22 protein-coding genes and 1 pseudogene are annotated in these 23,109 nt (G+C 63.0%); 11 read left to right on the top strand and 12 right to left on the bottom strand.

Annotation, left to right across the window (positions count from 1 at the left end):
• Nucleotides 1–629: 629 nt before the first annotated feature.
• From GHK62_RS23410 to GHK62_RS23395, 4 genes and pseudogenes are all read right to left on the bottom strand, one after another.
• The gene (locus GHK62_RS23410; protein ID WP_153441439.1) at nt 630–1,559 is read right to left on the bottom strand and encodes a DMT family transporter; all 930 of its coding nucleotides are present in this window, start codon (nt 1,557–1,559) and stop codon (nt 630–632) included.
• 178 nt (nt 1,560–1,737) lie between these two features.
• Nucleotides 1,738–2,316 carry a TetR/AcrR family transcriptional regulator gene (locus GHK62_RS23405; protein WP_153441438.1) on the bottom strand — a complete coding sequence of 193 codons (579 nt, stop codon included), beginning with the start codon at nt 2,314–2,316 and terminating at the stop codon, nt 1,738–1,740.
• A gap of 270 nt (nt 2,317–2,586) precedes the next feature.
• Nucleotides 2,587–2,786, bottom strand: a pseudogene (locus tag GHK62_RS34475) (DUF3095 family protein); the annotation flags it as partial.
• Between the two features lie 195 nt (nt 2,787–2,981).
• Entirely contained in the window at nt 2,982–3,377 is a 396-nt protein-coding gene (locus GHK62_RS23395; RefSeq protein WP_153441437.1) for an organic hydroperoxide resistance protein, read from the bottom strand.
• Between the two features lie 387 nt (nt 3,378–3,764).
• On the opposite strand from GHK62_RS23395, the gene GHK62_RS23390 reads away from it, so the two are divergent.
• The 3 genes from GHK62_RS23390 (at nt 3,765) to GHK62_RS23380 (ending at nt 8,394) form a co-directional block, all read left to right on the top strand.
• Entirely contained in the window at nt 3,765–6,206 is a 2,442-nt protein-coding gene (locus GHK62_RS23390) for a phosphoketolase family protein (protein ID WP_153441436.1), read from the top strand.
• A 30-nt stretch (nt 6,207–6,236) separates the two neighbouring features.
• On the top strand, nt 6,237–7,556 hold the full coding sequence (locus tag GHK62_RS23385) for a glucoamylase family protein (protein ID WP_153441435.1): 1,320 nt from the start codon (nt 6,237–6,239) through the stop codon (nt 7,554–7,556).
• A gap of 235 nt (nt 7,557–7,791) precedes the next feature.
• Nucleotides 7,792–8,394 (top strand): sulfotransferase family protein, encoded by a 603-nt coding sequence (locus GHK62_RS23380; protein ID WP_153441434.1) that lies wholly within the window; start codon nt 7,792–7,794, stop codon nt 8,392–8,394.
• A gap of 75 nt (nt 8,395–8,469) precedes the next feature.
• Here GHK62_RS23380 and GHK62_RS23375 read toward each other — a convergent pair whose 3' ends face one another.
• The 6 genes from GHK62_RS23375 to gfa all read right to left on the bottom strand — a co-directional run bounded on the left by GHK62_RS23375 (nt 8,470) and on the right by gfa (nt 14,848).
• Nucleotides 8,470–10,200, bottom strand: coding sequence for an adenylate/guanylate cyclase domain-containing protein (locus GHK62_RS23375; protein ID WP_234887019.1), 1,731 nt, complete (start codon nt 10,198–10,200; stop codon nt 8,470–8,472).
• A gap of 108 nt (nt 10,201–10,308) precedes the next feature.
• Entirely contained in the window at nt 10,309–11,046 is a 738-nt protein-coding gene (locus GHK62_RS23370; protein ID WP_153441432.1) for an NUDIX hydrolase, read from the bottom strand.
• Nucleotides 11,047–11,048: 2 nt separating this feature from the next.
• Nucleotides 11,049–12,155, bottom strand: coding sequence for an endonuclease/exonuclease/phosphatase family protein (locus GHK62_RS23365; RefSeq protein WP_153441431.1), 1,107 nt, complete (start codon nt 12,153–12,155; stop codon nt 11,049–11,051).
• A gap of 200 nt (nt 12,156–12,355) precedes the next feature.
• Nucleotides 12,356–13,276 (bottom strand): ketopantoate reductase family protein, encoded by a 921-nt coding sequence (locus GHK62_RS23360; protein ID WP_153441430.1) that lies wholly within the window; start codon nt 13,274–13,276, stop codon nt 12,356–12,358.
• Nucleotides 13,277–13,375: 99 nt separating this feature from the next.
• Nucleotides 13,376–14,155, bottom strand: coding sequence for an SDR family NAD(P)-dependent oxidoreductase (locus tag GHK62_RS23355; RefSeq protein WP_184108556.1), 780 nt, complete (start codon nt 14,153–14,155; stop codon nt 13,376–13,378).
• A 117-nt stretch (nt 14,156–14,272) separates the two neighbouring features.
• On the bottom strand, nt 14,273–14,848 hold the full coding sequence (gene gfa / locus GHK62_RS23350) for an S-(hydroxymethyl)glutathione synthase (protein ID WP_153441454.1): 576 nt from the start codon (nt 14,846–14,848) through the stop codon (nt 14,273–14,275).
• A 187-nt stretch (nt 14,849–15,035) separates the two neighbouring features.
• Here gfa and GHK62_RS23345 point away from each other — a divergent pair, with 187 nt between their 5' ends.
• The 6 genes from GHK62_RS23345 (at nt 15,036) to GHK62_RS23320 (ending at nt 19,785) form a co-directional block, all read left to right on the top strand.
• A complete protein-coding gene (locus GHK62_RS23345; protein ID WP_167528341.1) occupies nt 15,036–15,773 on the top strand; it encodes an adenylate/guanylate cyclase domain-containing protein in 738 nt (245 codons plus the stop codon).
• Nucleotides 15,774–16,021: 248 nt separating this feature from the next.
• Nucleotides 16,022–16,666 carry a lysophospholipid acyltransferase family protein gene (locus GHK62_RS23340; RefSeq protein ID WP_153441429.1) on the top strand — a complete coding sequence of 215 codons (645 nt, stop codon included), beginning with the start codon at nt 16,022–16,024 and terminating at the stop codon, nt 16,664–16,666.
• Nucleotides 16,663–17,613, top strand: a complete 951-nt coding sequence (locus GHK62_RS23335) for a phosphatidate cytidylyltransferase (RefSeq protein ID WP_153441428.1) — start codon at nt 16,663–16,665, stop codon at nt 17,611–17,613. The genes GHK62_RS23340 and GHK62_RS23335 overlap by 4 nt, the downstream gene beginning before the upstream one ends.
• Complete coding sequence (locus tag GHK62_RS23330; protein WP_153441427.1) at nt 17,610–18,002, top strand: hypothetical protein; 393 nt, start codon at nt 17,610–17,612, stop codon at nt 18,000–18,002. Before GHK62_RS23335 ends, GHK62_RS23330 begins: the two co-directional genes overlap by 4 nt.
• Entirely contained in the window at nt 17,999–18,649 is a 651-nt protein-coding gene (locus tag GHK62_RS23325; protein WP_153441426.1) for a CDP-alcohol phosphatidyltransferase family protein, read from the top strand. Before GHK62_RS23330 ends, GHK62_RS23325 begins: the two co-directional genes overlap by 4 nt.
• Nucleotides 18,650–18,771: 122 nt before the next feature.
• Nucleotides 18,772–19,785 (top strand): Lnb N-terminal periplasmic domain-containing protein, encoded by a 1,014-nt coding sequence (locus tag GHK62_RS23320; RefSeq protein WP_184108555.1) that lies wholly within the window; start codon nt 18,772–18,774, stop codon nt 19,783–19,785.
• Between the two features lie 30 nt (nt 19,786–19,815).
• Here GHK62_RS23320 and GHK62_RS23315 read toward each other — a convergent pair whose 3' ends face one another.
• Nucleotides 19,816–20,025 (bottom strand): hypothetical protein, encoded by a 210-nt coding sequence (locus GHK62_RS23315; RefSeq protein ID WP_153441425.1) that lies wholly within the window; start codon nt 20,023–20,025, stop codon nt 19,816–19,818.
• 525 nt (nt 20,026–20,550) lie between these two features.
• On the opposite strand from GHK62_RS23315, the gene GHK62_RS35055 reads away from it, so the two are divergent.
• On the top strand, nt 20,551–20,904 hold the full coding sequence (locus tag GHK62_RS35055) for a hypothetical protein (protein ID WP_153441424.1): 354 nt from the start codon (nt 20,551–20,553) through the stop codon (nt 20,902–20,904).
• 1 nt (nt 20,905) lies between these two features.
• Here GHK62_RS35055 and GHK62_RS23305 read toward each other — a convergent pair whose 3' ends face one another.
• A complete protein-coding gene (locus GHK62_RS23305; RefSeq protein WP_153441423.1) occupies nt 20,906–21,697 on the bottom strand; it encodes a DUF899 domain-containing protein in 792 nt (263 codons plus the stop codon).
• Nucleotides 21,698–21,814: 117 nt separating this feature from the next.
• On the opposite strand from GHK62_RS23305, the gene GHK62_RS23300 reads away from it, so the two are divergent.
• On the top strand, nt 21,815–23,035 hold the full coding sequence (locus GHK62_RS23300) for a helix-turn-helix domain-containing protein (protein ID WP_153441422.1): 1,221 nt from the start codon (nt 21,815–21,817) through the stop codon (nt 23,033–23,035).
• The last annotated feature ends 74 nt before the right edge of the window (nt 23,036–23,109 follow it).

Below are 23,109 nucleotides of genomic sequence, written 5' to 3'. Positions count from 1 at the left end.
ACAAAGTTGTAGCCGAATCATTCTGCCAAACTGAAATTGCATGTCTACTAGCCCATAAGAGCTATTCTGCGAGCGCCGGCGGGAACGCCCAGCACCGCGCTTTTTATCAGACGCGCAAGGGATGCTGCGCCGCCTGCATCGACGTTTCCGGAAGCAGTGAAAAAAGAGCCCGCCATTTGGAATGAAACCGGCGGGCCTGAGTTTGACGTCAATAATGTTGGCCCTGCAATCGTGCCAGAATTGGCCGATTGTCCGCCAAAGCGCGTCGCGTTCAATCGGCCTCGTGCGACGCGCTTGGGTCATTGATCTCATGCATGTCGTTGTCCCGAAAACCGGCACACCCTTTTTGGCGACATGCACTAAATCGATAGGGCCACCAATCGCCGCTTGCGGCGGCAACGGCATTGCCTACGCGAGCGTGTTCGCCATTTGTTGGGTGAGAAGAGGCCACCATCCAAAGGAATTAAAGAAGCCCACTTCCGGAGAAGTGGGCCCTGAAAACGTGCTAAAATGGTTTAACAACACGAGTACAACCTGCCAGATTTTTCCCACTTTTCCACTAACATTTTGGGGGTAATCGCAATCCGGCGTCCATGATGTCTTGACTCGTCATCGACCGACCGGTGGCCCTATGCCGCGTGAGTCGGCTTTTGCGATCGCGCGACGATGATGATGCCGGCGAGCGAAACGACCAGCCCGCCGGCCATGGCAAAGGACAAGGGCTCGCCAAACATCACCCAGGCCCAGATCATCGTCACCGGCGGGCTCAGATAGAGGATTGCCGTAACCCGGGCCGGAGACGATTTGCGAAGGGCGATGTAGTAGAGGCTCCATGCTCCGAATGTCGCGACGAAGACGAGCCAGAGAATGCCGCCGATGAATCCCCTGTCGAGAACCGGGAGAACAGCTCCCTCGTGCCAGGCGAACCCGGCGAAGATCGCGGACGCTGAAAGGCACTGGATGCACAGGCTCTGGTAGACGGGCATGGCGCTGGTGGGGCTGCGTTTCTGCAGCAGCGTCGCCATTGCGAGCGAAAGCGTGCCGAGAACAGGCAGGCCATAGGCCCAGAGCGGCACGTCGCCCATGTTGAGTGACCAGCCAGAGGCGATCAGGACGCCGGCCATGCCGAGCAAGGATCCGAGCCACTGGCGCGCTGTCAGCGCCTGCCCGAGGACTGGCCAGGACAATATCGCGACCGCCAGCGGCAGCATGTCGGCGATCAGGGCGACGAGGCCCGTTGGCACCCCATAGGAGATCGCAAGCGCGAACCCGGCGAGGTAACCGGACATCGCCAGCGCGCCGAATAACATCTGCGAGAAGGCATCTTTCCACCTCATCGCCGGCCCCATGATGAGCGCAAAGGGAAGCAGGAGCAGCCCGGACACGAGGCTTCGCCAGAGAAGGATCAGGAATATCGGCGCGTGATCGATCGCAAACCGGATGCCGACGAAGCCGGCGCTCCAGGAAATCACCAGAGCCGCTTCGAGAATGACCAGGATGAGAACCGACCAGATTCCCTTTCTCGTGCGGTACGAGGCCGCGGCTACAGCTTCGCTCATTTATGGGGTCCGTTCTGGCGTTGGCAGAAGTTGTGAGAATTCGGAAGACTTGAGCGCGGGAAAAAAACGCGCTCTTACAGCGCCGCGCGTCTAACCAGAGGTGCAACAGTGGCTGTAGAACTTTGAATCGTTGCGGGATGAAAACTGCGCGCGGCTTTCCGCCAGCATCTCGCGCTACTTATGAAAATCGCTCCAGAATCGAGATAGCGATCTTGCGCGCCGTCTTCAGCCGTGCGTCATGCCCGTCGAGACCCGCACGCGACATCGCGCCCTCGAGCAGAAAGGAAAGATGTTGCGCGGTCTCGTCGATCGAGACGCCGGCTTCCGGTTGCATCTCGAGGAGGTGTTCCTTGAACAGCCTCTCCACCTCTTCCTTCTGGACGGCGACGACCGCCCGGCCGGGATCACCGACGGGAAGCTCCGCCGCGGCATTGAGGAGCCCGCACCCTCGAAACCCCCACTCATAGGCAAGGGCCGCATGGTCCACATAGGAATCGAACACCGCCAGGATACGCTCCTGCGCAGTTGTCGCGTTTCTCAGCCGCTCCCGATAGACGTCCCGCCATTCATCGAGACGTCGCTGCATATACGCATTGACGAGATCCGCCTTGGACGAAAAGTTGTTGTAGAGGCTCATTTTCGCGACCCCCGCATGGGCGGTGATCGCATCGATCCCCGTCGCCCCCACTCCCTCGCGGTAGAACAGCTCGGCAGCGGCGTTCAGCAGGCGCTCCTTGGCAGGCGTTCGCTCGGTCATTTTGTCTCTCCAACTAATAGGCAGACCGATCTACCTATTTCGGCGACCTGTCAAGTCTGCCTTGCGCAATTATTCGCGCTGGATGGGCAGAAGGCGATTCAATGAACATGCAGCAGTCTCCCAGCGTCGCCGACGCCGTGCGGCGCGTCCGCGCCGTGAATGACTTTGGAAGGTCACTATGCGGCTCGGTTGATCGCGGAGGTTGAGGCTGATAACGCCGCGAGCGGGAAGAAGTTGATGTTTCTTCACCTTACGTGACGACGCAGCGGCAAGCTCCTTCGCCTCCCTGGTCTCGGCCGCCTTGGCATAGCCGCCGTCCACGCCATCGAAGAAATGCAGGTGCGACTCCGACCGGCCGAAGGCACGAGGCAGCTCATCAGGGCATGGGACTGGCGATCCAGTCCGAAGTCGACCTCTCCGCGCGCCTTTGCCGTGACAAGGATGGCTTCGACCGTATTGATCTGTTCAGGCGGCTGTCGGGCATTCGCGTGTCCTATCTTGTTGTCGTGTCAGCAAATTCGGCGAGGCGTCGGGTCCGCCTGCCGGGGCGGCTCACTGCTTCGCTGAGTGAACCGCCCTGCCCTTTGAAGACTCAGCAATTCGGACGGAAAACCGCTTCGCACATTCCCTGGAATTGCTTGAGAGGAAGACCGGACTGATCCCGTTCAGGCGAGGCTGGTAGTCACGTCGATGTTGCCGCGCGTTGCCTTGGAGTATGGGCAAATGCCGTGCGCCGCCTCGATCAGCTCCTCTGCAAGCTCGCGCTCGACCCCCGGCAGGCTCACGTTCAGGCGCGCCCGGAGGAAATAGGAGCCGTCATCGAGGTTCAAGTCGATCTCGGCGTCGACCTCGGGTCCGGCCGGAAGCTTGACGCTTCGCTGCGAGGCGGCGAGCTCGATCGCTCCGATGTAGCAGGCAGACCAGGCTGCCCCGAAGAGCTGTTCCGCGGCCGGGTGCGGCTGCGAAAGCTTCAGGTCGAGCTTGCCGTCGCTGCTCCGCGTGCCGCCATTGCGGCCGCCGGTGTTGTGAGTCTTGCCGGTGAAAAGAAGCTTCTCGGTCATGGGAAATCCTTTCTGTTTCAATTTACATCGTATCCGCTTCAATCGGATGCGCGTTAAATACGTGAGAGAAAGGGTGATGTCAAGCGGTTTCGATTTAATCGGATGCGATTTATTTGATGGCCAGATCCGCGGACGGGCGTTCATTCTGATTTTTCCTGTGCCCGGAGCGCTTTTTGTGCGACATTGTCGCTGCCCATTCTGGAGGCAGTACGGCTCTGTGTGTCTCTAAAGTGCTACAGCGTCCCTTTCGCGTCTTATAAGACGCGCGGCGCTGTGGGGGCCGCAGCGGATATGGAGGATATGCCGCTGCCGCGCGTTGTGAGTTCCGACGTCCGCATCTCGTAAATCGTCGCCCTGTGACATTCCGGCTTCGATCAGGAGGATTCGATGTCTACGCTTGAAACCGCACACGAAATCCAAACCGATTCCCCTCTTTCGCCTGACGAGTTGCATCTGCTCGATGCTTACTGGCGGGCTTCCAACTATCTCTCGGTCGGCCAGATATACCTGCTCGACAATCCGCTGCTCAGAGAACCGCTGAAGCGCGAGCACATCAAGCCGCGATTGCTCGGCCACTGGGGAACCTCCCCGGGCCTCAACATGCTCTATGTGCACCTGAACCGGGTCATCAAGCGCGACGACCTCAACATGATCTACGTCATCGGCCCCGGCCACGGAGGGCCGTCACTTGTCGCTCACGCTTACCTCGAAGGCACGTACAGCGAGGTCTATCCCAATATCAGCCAGGATGCGCAGGGCCTGAAGCGGCTGTTCAAGCAGTTCAGCTTCCCCGGCGGCATACCGAGCCACGTCGCGCCCGAAACGCCCGGTAGCATCCACGAGGGCGGCGAACTCGGATACGCGCTCAGCCACGCCTATGGCGCGGCATTCGACAACCCCGACCTTATCGTCGCCTGTGTCGTCGGCGACGGAGAAGCCGAGACCGGGCCGCTTGCGACCGGTTGGCAGGGCAACAAGTTCCTAAATCCCGCCCGCGATGGCTGCGTGCTGCCGATCCTCCACCTGAATGGCTACAAGATTGCCAACCCCTGCTTCCTCGCCCGCATCCCCAAGGAGGAGTTACGGAAGTACTTTGAGGGCATGGGCTATAAGCCATATTTCGTCGAAGGACGCGACCCCGAGGACGTCCACCGGCAGCTCGCCGGAGTGCTAGACACCGTCGTCGGCGAAATCCGGGAAATCTGGGCCGATGCGCGAACCAACGGCAATCTCAAGCGCCCGGCATGGCCGATGATCGTATTCCGCACGCCAAAGGGCTGGACATGCCCGGCTGAGATCGACGGCAAGAAATGCGAGGACTACTGGCGTTCGCACCAGGTGCCAATGGGCGAGATGGACAAGCTGGAGCATATCCAGATCCTCGAACAATGGATGAAGAGCTATCGGCCGGAGGAGCTTTTCGATGACGACGGCCGGTTCAAGGCTGAGATCGCAGCGCTCGCTCCGGCGGGCAATCGCCGCATGAGCGACAATCCGCACGCCAACGGCGGACTGCTCCTGCGTGATCTGAAGATGCCGGATTTCCGCGACTATGCCGTCGAGTTTTCCGGCCACGGTGCGACAGTCGCCGAGTCGGCCCGCGTCATGGGCATGTTCCTGCGCGACGTGATGAAGGCGAACATGGAGAGCAAGAACTTCCGGCTGTTCAGCCCGGACGAGAACAACTCCAATCGCTGGCAGGATGTGCTGCAGGTGACCAACCGCTGCTACATGGCGGAGATCTATCCGGAAGACGACCATTTGTCGCCGGACGGCCGTATCATGGAGGTGCTGAGCGAGCACCAGTGCCAGGGATGGCTCGAAGGTTACCTGCTTACCGGCCGCCACGGCTTCTTCTCCTGCTACGAAGCCTTCATCCACATCATCGACTCGATGTTCAACCAGCATGCCAAGTGGCTGAAGGTGTGCAACGAGATCCCGTGGCGCAGACCCATCGGCTCGCTGAACTACTTCCTGAGCTCCCATGTCTGGCGGCAGGATCATAACGGCTTCAGCCATCAGGACCCCGGCTTCATCGATCACGTGGTCAACAAGAAGGCCGACGTGATCCGCGTCTACCTGCCGCCGGATGCCAATACGCTGCTGTGCGTGACGGACCACTGCCTGCGCAGCCGCGACTACGTCAACGTGGTCGTCGCCGGCAAGCAGCCGGCACCGCAATGGCTGACGATGTCGGAGGCCGTGCGGCACTGCGCCATGGGCGTCAGCATCTGGGATTGGGCGAGCAGTGACCAGGGCAGCGAGCCCGATGTGGTCATGGCCTGCTGCGGCGACGTTCCAACGCTCGAAACGCTGGCGGCGGTGCAGCTGCTCCGTGAACACCTGCCGGAGTTGAAGGTCCGGGTCATCAATGTCGTTAACCTGATGAAGCTGCAGCCTGCGAAAGAGCACCCACATGGCCTGTCGGACCGCGATTTCGACGGCCTGTTCACGCGGGACAAGCCGATCATCTTCGCCTTCCATGGCTACCCGTGGCTGATCCACCGGCTCACCTATCGCAGGACGAACCACGATAACCTTCACGTTCGCGGCTACAAGGAAGAAGGCACGACGACGACCCCGTTCGACATGGTGGTGCTGAACGAGCTTGATCGCTTCCACCTCGTCGAGGACGTCATCGACCGGCTGCCGCAGCTCGGTGCGCGGGCGGCCTATTTCAAGCAGGCGATCCACGCCAAGCTGATCGAGCATCGCGAGCATATCGAAAAATACGGCGACGACATGCCTCAGATTAGCGGATGGAAGTGGGGAGCGAAGAGCACACCGCCAGCCCGCCCGAGGACATCGACCGAGGGAGACAACGTCTGAGCGAGACTGCTGGCGTAGCGGACTAGCAATATGTCACGGATGCTCTCGATCGCCCCGAAACTCGAGCGCATGCCGACCGAACAGGACCTCGGTCGGCTGCAGTTCACGACGATCCTCTATTGCCTCCATTGCACCAACCCGGACAACGGCCTCGTTCGCGACAAGACCGCGCCTGACGCGCCGGCGAGCATCGCCGCCATCGGCATGGCACTGGCGACGCTTCCTGTGGTCGTCGAGCGCGGCGTCCTGATCCGCAAGTTTGCGGCCAAGCTCGCCCGCAAGAAGCTGGCGTTCCTGCTTGCCTGCCCCGAGGGCCCGGAGCCCGATGCCTCCGGCTACAAGGGCTTCTTCTATCATTTCCTCGACATCGAGACCGGCCGCCGGGTCTGGCAGTGCGAGCTGTCGACGATCGACTCCGCCTTCCTCTTCGCCGGCGCCTTGACTGTGGCCACCTACTTCGACGGAGACAGCGCCGACGAGGTCGAGATCCGGCGGCTTGCCAATACGCTCTACGAGCGGGCCGACTGGAACTGGGCCTGCGACCACGGGCTTACCTTGACCCACGGATGGCGACCGGAAAGCGGCTTCATCCCCTATCGCTGGCGCGGTTACGACGAGGGCCTGCTGCTCTACATCCTCGGATTGGGTTCGCCGACGCATCCGCTGCCGCCCGAAGCCTATGCCGCCTATACCGAAAGCTACGAATGGCGAAACATCTACGGGCGCGAACTGCTCTATTCGGGACCGCTCTTCACCCACCAGCTCTCGCACATGTGGATCGACTTCCGCGGCATCCGCGATGAATTCATGCGCCACCACGACAGCGACTACTTCCAGAACAGCCGACACGCGACCTATGTCCAGCGTGAATACGCCATCCGCAATCCGTTAAACTTTGCCGGCTACGGCGAGCACTGCTGGGGCTTCACCGCGAGCGACGGTCCCGGCTGGATCACGAGAAATGGCGATGGCGGGGAAAGGGAATTTTTCGACTACATCGCGCGCGGTGCGCCCTTCGGACCCGACGACGGCACCGTCTCGCCCTGGGTGGTCGTGGCGTCCCTGCCCTTCGCTCCGGAGATCGTCATTCCGACAGTCTGGAACTTTGCGAGGATGCCTTTGGGAATGACCCGCCTCTACGGCTTCAAGCCGTCCTTCAACCGGACCTTCACGGTCGAAGACAGCGACCCGGGCTGGTGGGTAAGCCCTTACCACTTCGGCATCGACCAGGGCCCGGTCGTTCTGATGATCGAAAACTACCGCACCGGCCTCCTCTGGAACATCATGCGCCGCTGCCAGCCGATCGTCGCTGGCCTGCGCCGGGCGGGATTTACCGGCGGCTGGCTTTAGCTGATGTGCGGGCGCGAGCACCGGATGCCGAACGGCTGCGCGAGGGCTTGAGCAAGCGGGGTTGCCGGCCTGAACCCGTCGCCGCGAGGCTTGCCACCAAGCTGCGAGCGCATCCTTCACAAGGCCCTGAAACAAACCTTACGCGTAGGCGGAACGACCGAAGATTGGTAGACTAGACAATCGGCAACGTTTGGGGGCCAGCTGGCCGATCGAGGCGCGCCGGGAGGGGGCGATCATGGCTTTGGACATCATTGGAGCCGGCTTCGGCCGCACCGGCACGCATTCACTCAAGCTGGCGCTGGAGCAGATCGGGTTCGGACCCTGTCATCACATGAGCGAGGTCGGCCGCAGCCCCGAGCAGAAGGCGCTGTGGCGCGCCGCCGGCAAGGGTCAACTGCCAGACTGGGACGAGGCCTATGCCGGCTATCGTTCTGCGGTCGACTGGCCGACGGCACATTTCTGGCGCGAACTCAGCGCCTATTATCCCGATGCGAAGGTCATACTCACAGTTCGCGACCCCGAAGCCTGGCACAGGAGTGTCATGCAGACGATCGGGCCCATGTCGGATCCGGCTACGAACGACCCGGCCTCCTTCGGCGTGGCGGTGGTTGGACAGACCGTATTCGGCGGGCGCATCGGCGACCGCGACCACGCAATCTCTATTTACGAAGCGCACAATGCGGCGGTAACAAAAGCGTTTCCCGCGGGGCGCCTTCTCACCTACGAGATTTCCGACGGCTGGAAGCCGCTTTGTTCCTTTCTCGGGGTGCCGGCTCCCTCCCAACCATTTCCGCACAGCAATTCGACTGCGGAGTTCCGCTCGCAGTTGGCGCGGTGAAGCGCACCAACGACAGGTGCAATTGTCTTGGGCGGTCGGTGTTCCGGCTGCGCCTCCAGCAATTGCCGACTAGGGTCACTCTGGCAGGCCCGCCTTCAGCAATCCCTGGCGAAACAGCTCGCGCTGCTCGGGCCGCTCCAGAAGCAAGCCGCGGTTGATGAAGTCGTCCGTCGAAAAATCCGGACACAGTTTCAGAAGGCGCGCCTTCGCCTCCTCAGTCGCGGCCGCGTTTCCGGATTGCGCATAGCAGGCAACGAGGCGTGCGCAGGTGAACTGACCGGGATTGGGCTGTTCCTTGAGCGCCGCCGCCGCTTCTTCGTATCGCCCGAGGATGTAGAGGGTGTTGCCGAGGGTCACGCTGTACCATTGCGGAGGGAATGGGTTGAGGCGTAAACCCTCGTCGATCCACCGCATCGCCTCGTCGAGCCTGCCACGCCGCGTGAGCAGCCCGCCCATCTGCACCAGTGTGTTCGCATCATTGGGATTGAGCTGATAGGCGCGGCGATAATGCCGTTCCGCCAGCTCGAAATCCCGGCGGAAGTAATGAATGAGGCCCAGCAAGCGCTCGCAGCCACTATCACCCTCATCGAGCCGCACCGCCTTTCGCGCAAGTGCCAGTGCCGCGTCGAGAATGTCGGCCGGCGCGTTGGCATAGCCGCGAAGCGCGAGCCTCGCGAGTGCCAGATATGCGTGAGCGAGCGCAAATTGCGGGTCGCGTTCTATGGCCGCCTCGAACATGAGCCGGGCCTGCTCATTGTCGTCGGGGCCATAGCTGCGCATATGCACGAGCCCACGCAGGTAGAATTCGTAGGCCGCAAGACTCGTCGTCGGCTTGCGCAGCGCCTGTCGGACATTGGCGCTCTCGATCTGCCCGACGGTTGTCGAGACGATCATCCGCGTCACCTCGTCCTGAACGGCGAAAATATCGGTGACGCTCCGGTCGTAGTGCTCCGACCACAGGTGCGCTCCGCTTGCCGCCTCTATGAGCCGCGCCGTGATGCGGATCCGTTCACCTGACCGCCGAACGCTGCCCTCGACCAGATAGGTGGCGGAGAGCCTTTTGCCGATTTCCTTGAGCCCCGCCTCCTTGCCGCGAAAGCTGAAGGATGAACTGGCGGCGATGACGGAAAGCGACCGAAACCGCGCAAGGCCGCCGATGATGTCCTCGGTAATGCCGTCGCTGAAAAAGTCCTGATCCGGCGCTCCGCTTAGGTTCTCGAACGGCAGGACTGCGATCGACATTCGCGCGGCCGGCGAAGACGTCGATGGCCCCGCCATCGGTGCGTCCCTCCAGTGCCAGACGTGCACGGGCCGCGCAATGTTCTTCAGCGCTACCTCGCCTCCATCCCGGAAATCCGAACGGCACTTTGCGCCAAGCTGCCGGTGAACAATATCGGCGACGCAGATGCCGCCAGGCTCGGCCGACGCCTCCAGGCGGGCAGCGACGTTGACGCCGTCGCCGAACAGATCGCCTCCCTCGATGACCACGTCCGCGAGATTGATGCCGATCCTGAGCAGGATACGATCGTCGAGCGCCACGTCCTTCTGATCGGACGCCAGTTCTTCCTGAAGCGAGATCGCGCAGTCCACCGCGTCGACCGCCGAGCTGAAGACGACAAGCGAGCCGTCGCCCATCAGCTTCACGATGCGGCCGCCCCGGGCAGCGATGTTCGGTGAGAGAATGGAAGCCTGCAACCGCTTGACCGCGTCGAGCGTGGAAGTCTCGTCGGCCTCCATCAGGCGGGAGTAACCGACGATGTCGGTGGCCATAATGACCGCAACTCGCCGTTCGACGCGCTCGTTCATCATCCCGCCTCCACACGCAGCACGTGATAGATTAGCCCGTCCTCATAAAAGTCGAAAGGCATTCGAGCGAGAAGCGGGGCGCCATCCGATCTGCCACGATGGCGAACGCTATCTCCCGTTCTTCACAAAAAGCCATTCGAGGATCGGCGGGATGAAACCCGGATAGTTGTGTGCCTCAGGATCTGGCCCGCGGATCGCCACCGCCTCGTCGATTTCCGGATGCGGGTCGGCCGCGACATGTTCCGCCACCCGCGCAACGATTTCGTCGGCCGTACCCTGCAGCCGGTGGATGCGGAAGACGATCAGGGTGCTGTTCATGTGCACCGCCTGGTAGCCGGGCTCCGCCGTCGCCTCGGAGAGCTCGATGCCGGTCTCCTCCCGCACCTCGCGGACAATGTTGCCATCGAGATCGCAGCGCCCATCGACGATATCCTCGGGTTCCAGCGAGCCGCCGGGGCAGTAGACGCGTCCAGCATTGGCGGTGTGGCTCCCCATGCGGATCGCGATTATCGCCCCGTCCGACGAAAGCAGCAGCGGCATGCCGAAGATATGCAAGGCTTCGGGCGCGCGGCTCCTGCGCCACCAGAGAAAGGTGGAATAGGGAACGATGTGGCCGCTCGCGGCAATGCGTCCGTCCTCGATGCGGATCGCTCGCTGCAGCACCATCCTGCCGTCGAAAAGATGCGGATTGGCGGCGATCTCGCGCTGCCAGCTTTCCCGCGCCCGCTCCACCTCCGCCACATGGAACGGATGCGGCTCCGGGGAAACATCGATTCGGACGACCGAAATCGGAAAGATCGTGCCCTCGGCGGGCCATTCGGCGCGGTTGCTTTGAAGATGGCTCATGGTCAGATATCCAGTGTCATCACGATGGGGCAATGGTCGGAGGCCTTCGGCCGGTCCCAACCGGTGCGCGGGTAGCGCTCCACCTCCTGCCCTTCCGGAAAGATGGTGCGGAATGGCTGGCCGGCGCGGATGATCTCCGGCGTCCGACTGGCATTGCGGCTGTTGAGCGCCGGTGACAGCCAAATATAGTCGAGCTGGCAGAGATGCCGCTCCTGTGGCCCGCGGCTGTGGAACAGCGTCCAGCGGTCGAGCACCGGCCGGCGCAGCATCGGGTTTTCGACGAAACCGTCGAGCGAAAGAATGTCGAGTGCGCTGGTCTCCTCCTCGCTCGGCACGAATTCGTAGCCGTTGCGCCGGTCGCCGCGGATCTCCACCTTCTCCTGGTAGTCGTTCATGTCGCCGCAAATCGCAAACGTCTTGTCGGCGGTGCGGCCCCGCCCGAAGCGGCTTTCGATGATGTGGCGCACGGCCTTGGCTTCGGCGACGCGGAGCGGCATCGTCGCCTGTCGGCCGTCGAGCCCCTCCCGTGCCGGCCCCATCGACTTGAAGTGCACGACATAAAGCGTCAGCGGCCGGCCGCCGATCCTCAAGTCCACCTCCAGGCAGTCGCGCTTGAAAATGCGGTCGCCCGGCCGGTTGGTCTGCGCCAGCTCGTCGTTGAAAAGGTCGAGGTCGGCATAGGTGAGCCCCGCATGGCTCTTGACGTCGAGGCACTCGATCGGCTGGCCGTCGCGGGTCTCCTCGCGCATCAGCACGGCCACATCGATGCCCCGTGAATCGTTGCCCTCGATCAGGTATTTCTGTCGATAGCCATTGCCGACCATGCGGAAGAGATAACCGTATTCGAAGGCCTGCAGCGCAGCCATGTTGTCGGCTTCCTGCAGGCAGAGGATATCCGCGTCGCAATCAGCGATCGCCAGCGCCGACATCTGCCGCGTGTCGTCCGTATGCGCGATCGTGCGCGCCTCCTCCAGCCGCTGATACTCCGCCTCGCTGCGGACGTCGAAAAGCCGCAGCACCCGATCCTGTTTCAACTGATTGCGAAAGCCGGAAAAATCGAAGCGGCTCATGAGGTTTTCAATATTGAAGGTGGCAAGGCGAAGCGACATCAGGCAATTCCGCAAAACAACGTGTCGCGGAGCTTAGGCATTGAACGGCAAATGTCGAGGGGTTCCTGCTGCAGGGTCCGATAAATCGGAGATGATCCGGAGACGAGAATCGCGCGACAAATCAAAGCGCTGGAGAAATCTTTGCGCGTCTGACCAGACGCCTGGCGTTGTCGCCCAACTTCATGCCGGAATGCACGGCATCACCGCGCCGGCGCGCCGTTCGCGTAAAGATGAAGCGCCCGGTAGACCGCCGTGTGCCCCGGGGTCGGCACGCCGAGTTCCTGTCCGAGGGCGTGCATCCGCCCCGATAGCCATTCGAGCTCGATCCGCTTGCCGCGCTGAAGGTCGTTGGCCATGGAAGATTGCGTTTCCGGCGGCAGCATCTGCCAAAGCGACATGGCCTGCTGCACATAGCCCTCCGGCATCGGGTGACCCTTGGCCGCGGCGATCGCCATGCCTTCGTCGCGCAATTGCTCCATGAACTTCCGGCCTTCCGGATCGGCGATGATCGCCCCGATGCCGGAGCGCATCAGGCTGGTGCCGCCGGAAAAGGCCGCAAGAGTCACGAACTTCATCCACAGCACCGGCTCGACATCGTCGACCACCTGGAGGGAGATTCCCTCGGCCCGCGCACAGGCCTCGCGGAAGGCGGCAACCATCAGATCGCTGCGCCCGCCGACCGTCATCTGCGTCATCCCGCTTGTCTGCCTGATCAGACCGGGCTCTTCCAGATAGGTGGACATGTAGATGGCGCCGGCCACGACCTGCGAGCTTGGTACGAAACGCGCGAGGATATCGACACCGTCGACGCCGTTCTGCAACGTCAAGACGGTCGTCTTCGGCCCGACCATCGGGGCGATCGCGGCCCCCGCTTCCTCGCTGTCGTAAAGCTTGACCGCGAAGATCACGAGATCGACGACACCGACCTCGGCGGGATCGTCGGTAGCCTTGACATTCGACAGGCTCACATTGCCGAGCGGGCTTTCGAGCCGGAGCCCCCGGCTGCGCATCGCGTAAAGATGCTCGCCGCGCGCGATGAAGGTGACGTCTTCGCCCGCTTTCGCGAGCCTGAGGCCGATATAGCCCCCGATCCCGCCCGAACCCATCACCGCGATCCGCATGGCCTTTCCTCCCCGCGTTTTCCGTCCGCGCAGGATATCAGCTTCGCCAAGCCAAATCACGCCTCCGCCACACCCCGCAATGTCGCCGTCAGACTCGCCTCAGGCAACCGACCAGCCGCCATCGACAAGGAGATTCAAGCCCGTGATCAGCGATGCGGCTGGCGAGGCCAGGAAGACGACGGCGCCGACGACGTCATCGGTGTCGCCGATCCGGCCGAGCGGAATGTGTGCGAGCGTGCGTTCGTAGAAGTCCTTGTCGGAAAGCGCCGGCTTCGTCCCGTCGGTCCAGATGAAGGTCGGGGCGACGGTGTTGACAGTGATGCCGTAGCGCGCCCATTCGGCGGCGAGACAGCGGGAGAGATGGTTGATCGCCGCCTTGCTCATGCAATAGATCGCCTCCCTGCGCAGCGTCACGGTGCCCGCCTGCGAGCTGATGCTGATGATGCGGCCTGCCTTCTGCGCGATCATCTGCCGGCCGACCGCCTGCGTCATCAGGAACGTGCCCTTGACGTTGACGTTCAGAATTTCGTCGAGATCCGCCACGACGACGTCCTCCGCGAGATTGCCGGGCGCGACCCCGACATTGTTGACGAGCACGTCGATCCGCTCGAACATCGCGATCGCCTCAGCAACCGATGTCTCGATGTCGGCGCGTTTCGAAAGATCGAGCTGCACGGGAAGAACTTTCCGTCCCATCTCCTGGACTTCGCCGATCAGTTCCGCGGACGCCGCGATGTCGCGCAGGCCGAGCACGATGTCCGAGCCGGCGGCCGCGCAGGCCAGCGCGCAGGCGCGGCCGATCCCGCGCGAGGCGCCCGTCACAAAGGTCACCTTGCCCTTGAGGCTGAAATCCGGCGCATGCTTGAGTTCGTTTGCCACGGTCGCCCTCCTCCGCTAGCCGCTCGCAAAGCCATGTCGTGAAGCCGACGGGAGCGATTCCGCGCCGGCCCCACTCGGGTGCGCCGAAATCGATCTTACCCCGCCCGCTCCCTTCGATCACTGCTTCAGTGCGCCGCTTTTCTTCGCCACCCAGGTGGCGACGAAGTCCATCAATTCCGGCGACAGGCAGTCATAGGGTTCCAGCCCGATCCGCCTCAGATGATTGCGCACGCCGTTCATCTTCGCGGGATCGACGCCGCTTTCGATGATAGAGGAGACGAAGGCGGCAAAGCCCGGCTCCGGCCAGCCGCTCTCCTCGAACCGTTCGGGATGGATGAAGTCGAGTCCCTGGAAGGGGTGCTCGCGCTCCACCGGCCCGTACATATGCACGCCGCATTCCTTGCAGGCGTGCCTCTGGATAAGCGCGGTCGGATCGACGATTTCGAGCTTGTCGCCGTTTTCGACGACCGTGATGCTGTCATGCGGCGCAACCGCGACGATCGAGAAGGCCGCCCCCTTCGGCTTCCAGCACTTGGTGCAGCCGCAGGCGTGATTGTGGGCAATCCCGCCGCTGACGCGGACCCTGACGGGACGATCCTTGCAGGCGCAGACCAGCGTCCCACCGTTGAAGGTGGCGCTAGCCTTGCCCATGCCGGCGTCAAGATAAGGGTGTAGTGGAACAGGAATTTCCATGCTTTCCTCCCTTAACCGCTCGCCGGGTGCTCCCGTGCCGGCGGCGGCAACCTCATGTTTCATTCTCCCCTTCAGAATATACCACGGAAGGCCGCTTCAATTCGCGCCTCGCTTCCGCGGAGCGGACATTGGCGGCGTACCCAGATGTGCTACGATCGCCGAGCGACAGGAAAAGGGCGGTGGTGAGATGTCGTTTTCTCAATCGAGGATTTGCAAGGGCTGCTGGGAGCAGATGCGCCTTCCCGTGCCTCTGCGCGGACCGGCTTCCATTCCCTTTCGCGCCTTTGGCATCCGCCCAAGCCGGATGAATCCGAACACCTGCACGATTTGCGAACTCATGTTCACGCGCGTGATGAAGGCTCGCAAGATCACTGTTGATGTGTCTGTGCTTTTCGCGGACCTGAGAGGCTATACGACGCTTTCGCAGTCGCATTCGGCAGATGCCGTCTCGTCGCTGCTGGATGATTTCTACGATGAATGTGCCGCAGCCATTTGGGAATTCGACGGTCTTCTCAACAAGACGGTCGGCGACGCGGTCATGGCTATATTCAACTTTCCGATCCCCCGCGAGAACCACGCCGAACGTGCTGTCCTCGCTGCGAGGGAGATTCAGCGCCGCTGCCAATTGCGTCGTGAACGTCACTCGGCTGAGGGTGTCGGACTGCGCGGAAGTGAACTCGGCGTCGGTATCGGCATCGACTCCGGCGAGGCCAGCTTCGGAGAGTTCGGCCGATCGCATCGCGACCTGACTGCGATTGGTACGGTTGTGAATACGGCCGCTCGCGCCCAGTCAGCCGCTGAAGCGGGGCAGATTCTCGTCACCAGGGCCGTTTGTGAGCGGGCGAAGAGCCAACCGGCCGAAAGCGAAGGCCGCGAATACCGCCTGAAAGGCTTCGATAAGCCGATTGAGCTTTACGCAGTCTGAGCACTGTTGAAAGCGGAGCCTGTAGCGAATGTCCGCCATGAGTCGATGGCGGTAATTCGAGCCTGCGGCGGCCTCTGGCGCCAAAACTGGTCATCCCCGCTTCTTGCTCAGCCTCGACCCGGCATGCGCAGCCCTCGGCGGGCCCCGTCGCGTCCCCGCTTTGCACCAAACAACGCGTCTTCCCTGCCGCAATGGCCGTGCTACAGTCTGCGCATGCGTCAAAGGGGGCTGGCGGGGGTGGGATCCGGATGAAGGCTTTGATTGCGAAGGTTGCTGCGGCTGCCTTCGTTCTGTTCGCCCGCGCGATAACCGCGGTTCGCGCCATCTGGCCGGAAGAGGGATTGCCGGCCAAGCCTTGCGTCTATTTTGCCAACCATTCGAGCCACGGCGATTTCGTCCTCGTCTGGGCCGTGCTGCCGCCGAGGCTCCGCCACCGGACCCGCCCCGTTGCCGGCGCCGAATATTGGCTGAAATCGCAAACGAGCGCCTTCATCGGGCGCGACGTCTTCAATGCGGTGCTGATCGAACGTGAACGGGAGAAGCGGACGCAGGATCCGATCGCGCTGATGGTCTCGGCGATCGATGCCGGCTCGTCGCTGATCCTTTTTCCTGAGGGCACGCGAAACCAGACGGAGGAACGGCTTCTCCCGTTCAAGAGCGGCATCTTCCATCTGGTCGATCAGCGCCCGGAGGTCGATCTCGTGCCGGTATGGATCAACAATTTGAACCGGGTCATGCCCAAGGGCGAGATCGTGCCGATCCCGCTGATCTGCACCGTCACCTTCGGCCGCGCGCTCCGCCTCGCACCCGGCGAAGACAAGGAAACATTTCTCGAACGGATGCGGGCCGCTCTCCTGGCGCTTGCTCCGAAACCGGCAGGGAGCGGCGAATGACTGCGGCAGGCTCCGATCTCGTGACCCTCGTCCTCGGCATCTTCGGCGTGCTCATCGTCGCCTCCACGGTCGGCTACATACTCGAGCGACGTCTCGCGACCAACGAACCGAACGCCGCGGTCGAAAACCTCAACGCCCGCATCCGGGCGTGGTGGGCGATGGTCATCCTGATCGGCCTTGCCTTCATCGCCGGCCGGATCGGTGTCCTTTTCCTCTTCGCCTTCTGCTCCTTTGCGGCGCTCAGGGAATTCATCACGCTGATCTACACCCGGCGCGCCGACCACTGGGCGCTCGCCTCGGCCTTCTTCCTCGTCCTGCCGATCCAGTATTATCTGCTCTGGGCCGAGGAATACGGTATCTTCTCGATCTTCATTCCCGTCTATGCCTTCCTGCTTATGCCGATCATCTCGGTGCTCCGGGGCGATACCGAGCGCTTCCTGCTTCGCGTCGCCGAAGTGCAATGGGCCTTGATGATCTGCGTCTTCTGCGTCTCGCATGTACCGGCGCTGCTGACCCTCGACATACCCGGCTACGAGGGGCGCAACGTGCTGCTGATCGCCTTTCTGGTGATCGTCGTGCAGCTGAGCGATGTGCTGCAATATGTCTGGGGCAAGCTCTTCGGCCGCACCAGGATCGCGCCGAAACTCTCGCCGTCGAAGACGGTCGAAGGCTTTGTCGGCGGCGTTGCCAGCGCCACACTGATCGGGGCCGCCCTGTGGTGGATCACGCCGTTCACGCCGCTTCAGGCCGGCCTCATGTCGTTCATCATCACCCTCATGGGCTTTCTCGGAGGGCTGGTGATGTCGGCAATCAAGCGCGACCGCGGCGTCAAGGACTGGGGCCATCTCATCGAAGGTCACGGCGGGCTGATCGACAGACTTGATTCCGTCGTCTTCTCGGCGCCGATCTTCTTCCATCTCGTGCGCTATTGGTGGTCGCTCTCATGAGATCCGTGTTGAGGGACTGGGCGCGCAGCAGCACGGTGCATGTGCTCTTCGCCTTTCTGTCCATGGGCGGCTGGGCGGTCTTCGCCAACAGCGCTCATCCTATGCCGCAGCCGCTTGTTTCCGGGGTCCTGCAAGGCGCGCTATCGGCCGGTCTTACGCTGTTCCTCAAGTCTGTGATCGACGGGCTTTCGAAGCGCTTCAGCGGACCTGAGCGTTTCTGGGCGCCGCCTTTGATCGCCTGCCTCGGCTCGGCGAGCCTGCTGGTGTCGCTCCACGCCCTCGGTGGCACGCCCGAAATACTCAAGACCGTCGCAGTCCCGCTCTTGGTCTCGACGACCTACGCGTGGTCCTACGCTTATTCGATTTCCAGGAAAAGAGGCGAACAATGACCGAGACAGGCGACCGGCGGCCGCTTGCAAGCCGCAACACACGCTGGGCCGGCGCGATCGCTCGCTGGATGGCGGCGCGGGCGATCACGCCCAACCAGATCTCGCAAGCGAGCATGGTGGCCGCGGCTCTCGCCGGCGGTGCGTTCTTCCTGGCAGGGCAGAACATGGGCGGGGTGCGGATCGCCTGCCTGCTTTTGGCCGCCCTGTTCTGCCAGCTCCGGCTGCTCTGCAACCTCTTTGACGGCATGGTCGCCGTCGAGGGCGGCAAGGGCGAGCCGGATGGCCCTTTCTGGAACGAGTTTCCGGATCGCGTCGCCGACCTCCTCATATTCACGGGGCTCGGCTATGGCATCGGCACGCCGGGACTCGGCTGGGCTGCCGGCGCCTTCGCCGTCCTCACCGCCTATGTCCGCGAACTTGGCCGTGCCATCGGGAATCCGAGCGACTTTTCCGGGCCGATGGCCAAGCAGCACCGCATGGCGACAGTCACCGCCGCCGCGGCCCTCTCCATCGCCGAGCCTCTGTGGCAAGGCCACAACGAGGTGCTGATCATCGCCCTCTGGTTGGTCGCCCTCGGCGCGGCGCTGACGGCGTTCCGCCGCGGGCGGGCATTGGTTCGGCGGCTGAAGGAGGCGGGTGGACGCTAGCCCGGCAAGGAGGGCGAACCGTGGCGCGGCGGCTGTGGCGTTCCGGTATTGTCAACGGTGCGCCGGCGACTACGATCCGTAGCTCTCGCGATTTGGTGGCCACTACAAGAGGAGGATCCGGAGTGCGTGTCGCAACGCGAATATTCGTCGCCATCGCTCTCGCTTTTGCCATCGCGTTCGTCACCGTCTGGGCGGCGCTTGCTCTGTGGTACCGGCTCCCCGGCCCACCGCTAGCAAAAGCCGCAGCGAGCGGCGCTTTTATCCTGCTCGGCCTTGCGGCGGTCGTCGCGCTCTTCACCCGCTGGCGTTACCGAGCCGGCGCCGTCTTTCTCGTGGCGCTTGGCATCATGCTCGCCTGGTGGAGCACAATCAGGCCGCCGAAGGACGCCGATTGGGCCCCGGACGTCGCGCGTCAGGTGACGGGTGCGCTAGACGGCAACCTGCTGACGCTGACGAATGTCCGCGACTTCGAGTGGCGCAGCAATACCGACTTCACCGAGCGCTGGACGATCCGCACCTATGATCTCGACAAGCTGCGTTCGCTCGACCTCTTCATGTCCTACTGGGCCGGTCCCGAAATGGCGCATGTGATCATGAGCTTCGGCTTCGATGGCGGCGACCAGCTCGCCTGGTCGATCGAGGTCCGGCGGCGCATCGGCGGCCAGTTCTCGCCCGTTGCCGATCTCTTCAAGAGCAATCCGCTGGTGATCGTTGCTGCCGACGAGCGCGACGTTGTCCGCGTGCGGTCGAACGTTCGCGGAGAAGACGTCCAGATCTATCGCCTCAGAGCCCCGCCGGAAGCCGCCAGGACGCTGCTGCTCGAATATGTCCGGGACGCCAACGCGCTCGCCACGACGCCGGAATTCTACAACTCGATTACGACCAACTGCACGACGACCATCGTCAAGATGATGCGCGCCGTCGGCGACGTTGTTCCCCTTGACTGGCGGCTGATCGTCAACGGCTATCTTCCCGACTATGCCTATGACCTCGGCGCCCTGGACACGAACCTGCCACTCGCCGAACTGCGCACGCTCGCCCACATCAAGGACCGAGCTCAGGCGGCAGGCCTGTCGCCCGACTTTTCGGGGCTGATCCGCGTCGACGTGCCCTCCCCGCCGCTGCGCACGCAGTGATGCTGTTCGGCACGGTCGGCGCGAGCGCCGTCACGCCTTCCAGGCGGCCTCGCTCCTTTGTTCGTAGTGGCTGAAGGCCTTGACCAGCCCACCGAGCACCTCCGCCGAGGTCTCGAACATCGCCTTGAATTGCGGATCATCGACCTTGTCGATGTCCTCGCGCAGATGGTCGATCAGCGCGTTCAGCTCGCCTTTCATCTTCTGGGTATGATGCGTCGCATTTGCGTCGGTGTGAGCCATCTCTGGTCTCCTTTCGTAATCCGATAACCCGCGGCGCCACGCACCCTATCGGAGGCGCGAAAAACCGCCTGTAACGACTTGAATTTTCGACCAATCCCGTCCTGGTCTGTCCCGGTTCAGGAGGCCATACGAAAGGCTCAACGTTTCGGATTTGGGACTGGTTCCGGAGCAACCGTCGTCGCACGGAAGACAATCGAATTTCGTTACAGATCGCCCTTAAAAGTTACTGGACCCGAGCGTGGGATTTGGCAAATATGAGCTCGCAAATCCGTGAGAATTCTTTTCTAAGAATTCATTTCAGTAGCCATTTAGATCAGAGCTCGCTACCGACAGTGGGCTCTGATTGGGAGTACGAACTCGCAGGAATGGCGGCGATTCCCGAGGGGGGGGGATTACAAGCGGATTAGCCCGAAGTCATCATCGGGCGGGCACGGCGTTTCTGGCAATAGATGAGCGCCAGTATGTGACAGACATTTCGTCGCGAACTACCATCAGAGTCCGTTCCAGCGGAGCGGGCTCTGTTTTTTGGTTTCGGGCCACGCCGTCCCCGGAACCAAAGATTATCAGGATCGGCGGCCAGGGCTTCGGCTGCTTGCAACAAGCCTCAGCCATGGTCCCGAATGGAAGACGCTCATCAGCAGGTACATCGGCACCATCCCGGTCAAGCGCGACGCATCCTCCATCGACGAGCAGTGCATGTCCGCCGACCCGCCAAGAACGCTGGTCAGCAGCGCCATGATCGCGAAGGTCGGCGCCGCCGCGAAGGATAATAGCCAGTCGGCGGCACCGAAAGCGGCGGCGTCGGCGCCTGGGGCGCAGGCAGATCCGCTGCCTGCGGCCGGCATCCTGTTCGAGCTCTCGCGACGGCGCAGCATCTGACTCAGCCCCGGCCATAGGCGTCGCGGTGACGCCACCAGATCCCGTTCTCGTTGCGCCCCAGAGGCGCCCGGTCGAGCCACTGATACATGCCCCACAGGCCATCCAGTCCGCGCGCATAGCTGGAATAGGTGTGGTAGACGACGCCATCATCCAGCGCAAATGCGCTGACCCCCGGCCTGTCACGCGTATAGGTGGGAACGTCCGTGCCGGTCATGGCCGCGATTTGGGCGACCGGTCCCTCGTCGCCGCGCCACTCCTGAACGGTCTTGCCGGCAAGCGGCTCAGGCGCCGGCGGCTCGCGGCGGAAGTTGTATTCTATCGTGCCCTTGCGCTGCTCCTCCTCCGTGAACCAGACGCTGAAGTCGCGATTGAAATCGCCGTCGTTCGAAGAGGCCCAGGGAAAGGTCCATCCCATCCGCTGCTTGAACGCCTGCAGTTTTGCAAGCGGTGCGCGCGATATTGCCGAGAAGGCGACATCGTGGTTTTCAAGATGGACGACGATGCCGTTGAACCCATCCGCGATCGAGGAGCAGGAGGGGCACCCGGCCTTGTAGTCGGGGCCGAACATGAAATGGTAGACGAGGAGCTGCGAGCGACCTTTGAAGAGGTCCTTGAGCGAAACGTTTCCCTCCTCGGTGTCGAACCGGTAGTCCTTGTCGATCCGCACCCAGGGCAGCGTCTGGCGCCTGAGCGCCAACTCGTCGCTACGCCGCGTCAGCTCCTTCTCCTCCTGGAGCAGGTCGAGCCGTGCTGCGAGCCACTCGTCACGGGTTCCGGTCACATGTGCCGTCATCACTCTTCTCCTTTGGCCATCTGTCGTCGTACCTTCCCGGCGCGACCTGTTGCTTCGTTGGTCCTAGGTTAGGAGCGGATTTCGAATGGTGAGAGTGACAAGTGTGACGGGATTCCGATGGACTCGCTGATCACCGCCGCGGCACACGCTCTTGCGACGGGTGATCCGCTCGGCGCATTGAAGCGGGTTGCGCTGCGCGACGACCCGCCCGCGCTCGCGCTCCGGGGCATCGCCATGGCGCAGCTCGGCGACCTTGTCCGGGCAAAGGCGCTTCTCAAGAGCGCCGCCCGCGCCTTCGGCAGGAAGGAGGCGGTGGCACGCGCGCGTTGCGTCGTCGCCGAAGCCGAAATCGCCCTCGTCTCGCGCGATCTCACCTGGCCTGCAAAGGCGCTCGATGCCGCGCGCGCGACGCTCGAAGCGCATGGCGACCGGGTGAATGCCGCGCATGCACTGAACGTCGAGGTTCGGCGCCTGCTCCTGATCGGCCGCCTCGACGAGGCCGAACGGATGCTCGCCGGCTTCGATCCCTCCCCGCTGCCGCCCGCCTTGCGAGCCGCCCATGAACTGGCGGTCGCGGGCATCGCCGCCCGGCGCGTGCAGACGCAGGCCGCGCGCGCCGCGCTCACGCGCGCCGCCGAGGCCGCGCGCGTGGCGGATATCCCGGCGCTGACGGCGGAGGTCGAAAGCGCATCGCTGGTGCTGAAGACGCCAGCGGCGCGTCTGATCGCGCAAGGCAAGGAACGACCCCTGCTGCTCGAAGAGGTCGAGGCGCTGCTTTCATCCGGGGCGCTCGTCGTCGACGCTTGCCGCAATGTCGTGCGCGACGAGAGACTGACGGTCTCGCTCGCGACGCGCCCGATCCTTTTCGCGCTGGCCCGTGCGCTCGCCGAGGCCTGGCCGGGAGACGCGCCGAGGAGCACGCTGCTTTCCCGCGCCTTCCGCGCCAAACACGCTGATGAGTCCCATCGCGCGCGGCTCCGGGTGGAAATCGGGCGGCTGCGCGCCGAGCTTCGGGCGCTCGCGGACATAAGCGCGACGAACCGAGGCTTTGCGTTGGCGCCGCGTCATGCCCGCGAGGTCGTCGTGCTCGCGCCCCCGGTCGAGGAGCGGCACGCGGCGGTGCTCGCCTTCCTTGCCGACGGAGAGTCCTGGTCGAGCTCGGCGCTGGCGATCGCGCTTGGCGCGAGCCCGCGCACGGTGCAGCGCGCGCTAGATTCCCTTGCGGCGGCCGGCAAGGTGCAGTCCTTCGGCCGCGGGCCGGCGCGCCGCTGGATGACCCCGCCGCTCACCGGCTTCCCGACAATCTTGTTACTCCCCGGCCCGCTGCCGAGTGACTAGTTTGGTCGGCGATCTCATCGGTCACGGCCGGATTGCTGCAAGCTGGATTAAGACGGATACTTTTCAGCAGGCTT

It is taken from the genome of Sinorhizobium terangae (assembly GCF_009601505.1).
Lineage (GTDB): Bacteria > Pseudomonadota > Alphaproteobacteria > Rhizobiales > Rhizobiaceae > Sinorhizobium > Sinorhizobium terangae.
Note: the sequence above shows the minus strand (reverse complement) of the source record. Positions and strands in the feature narration are given on the sequence as shown.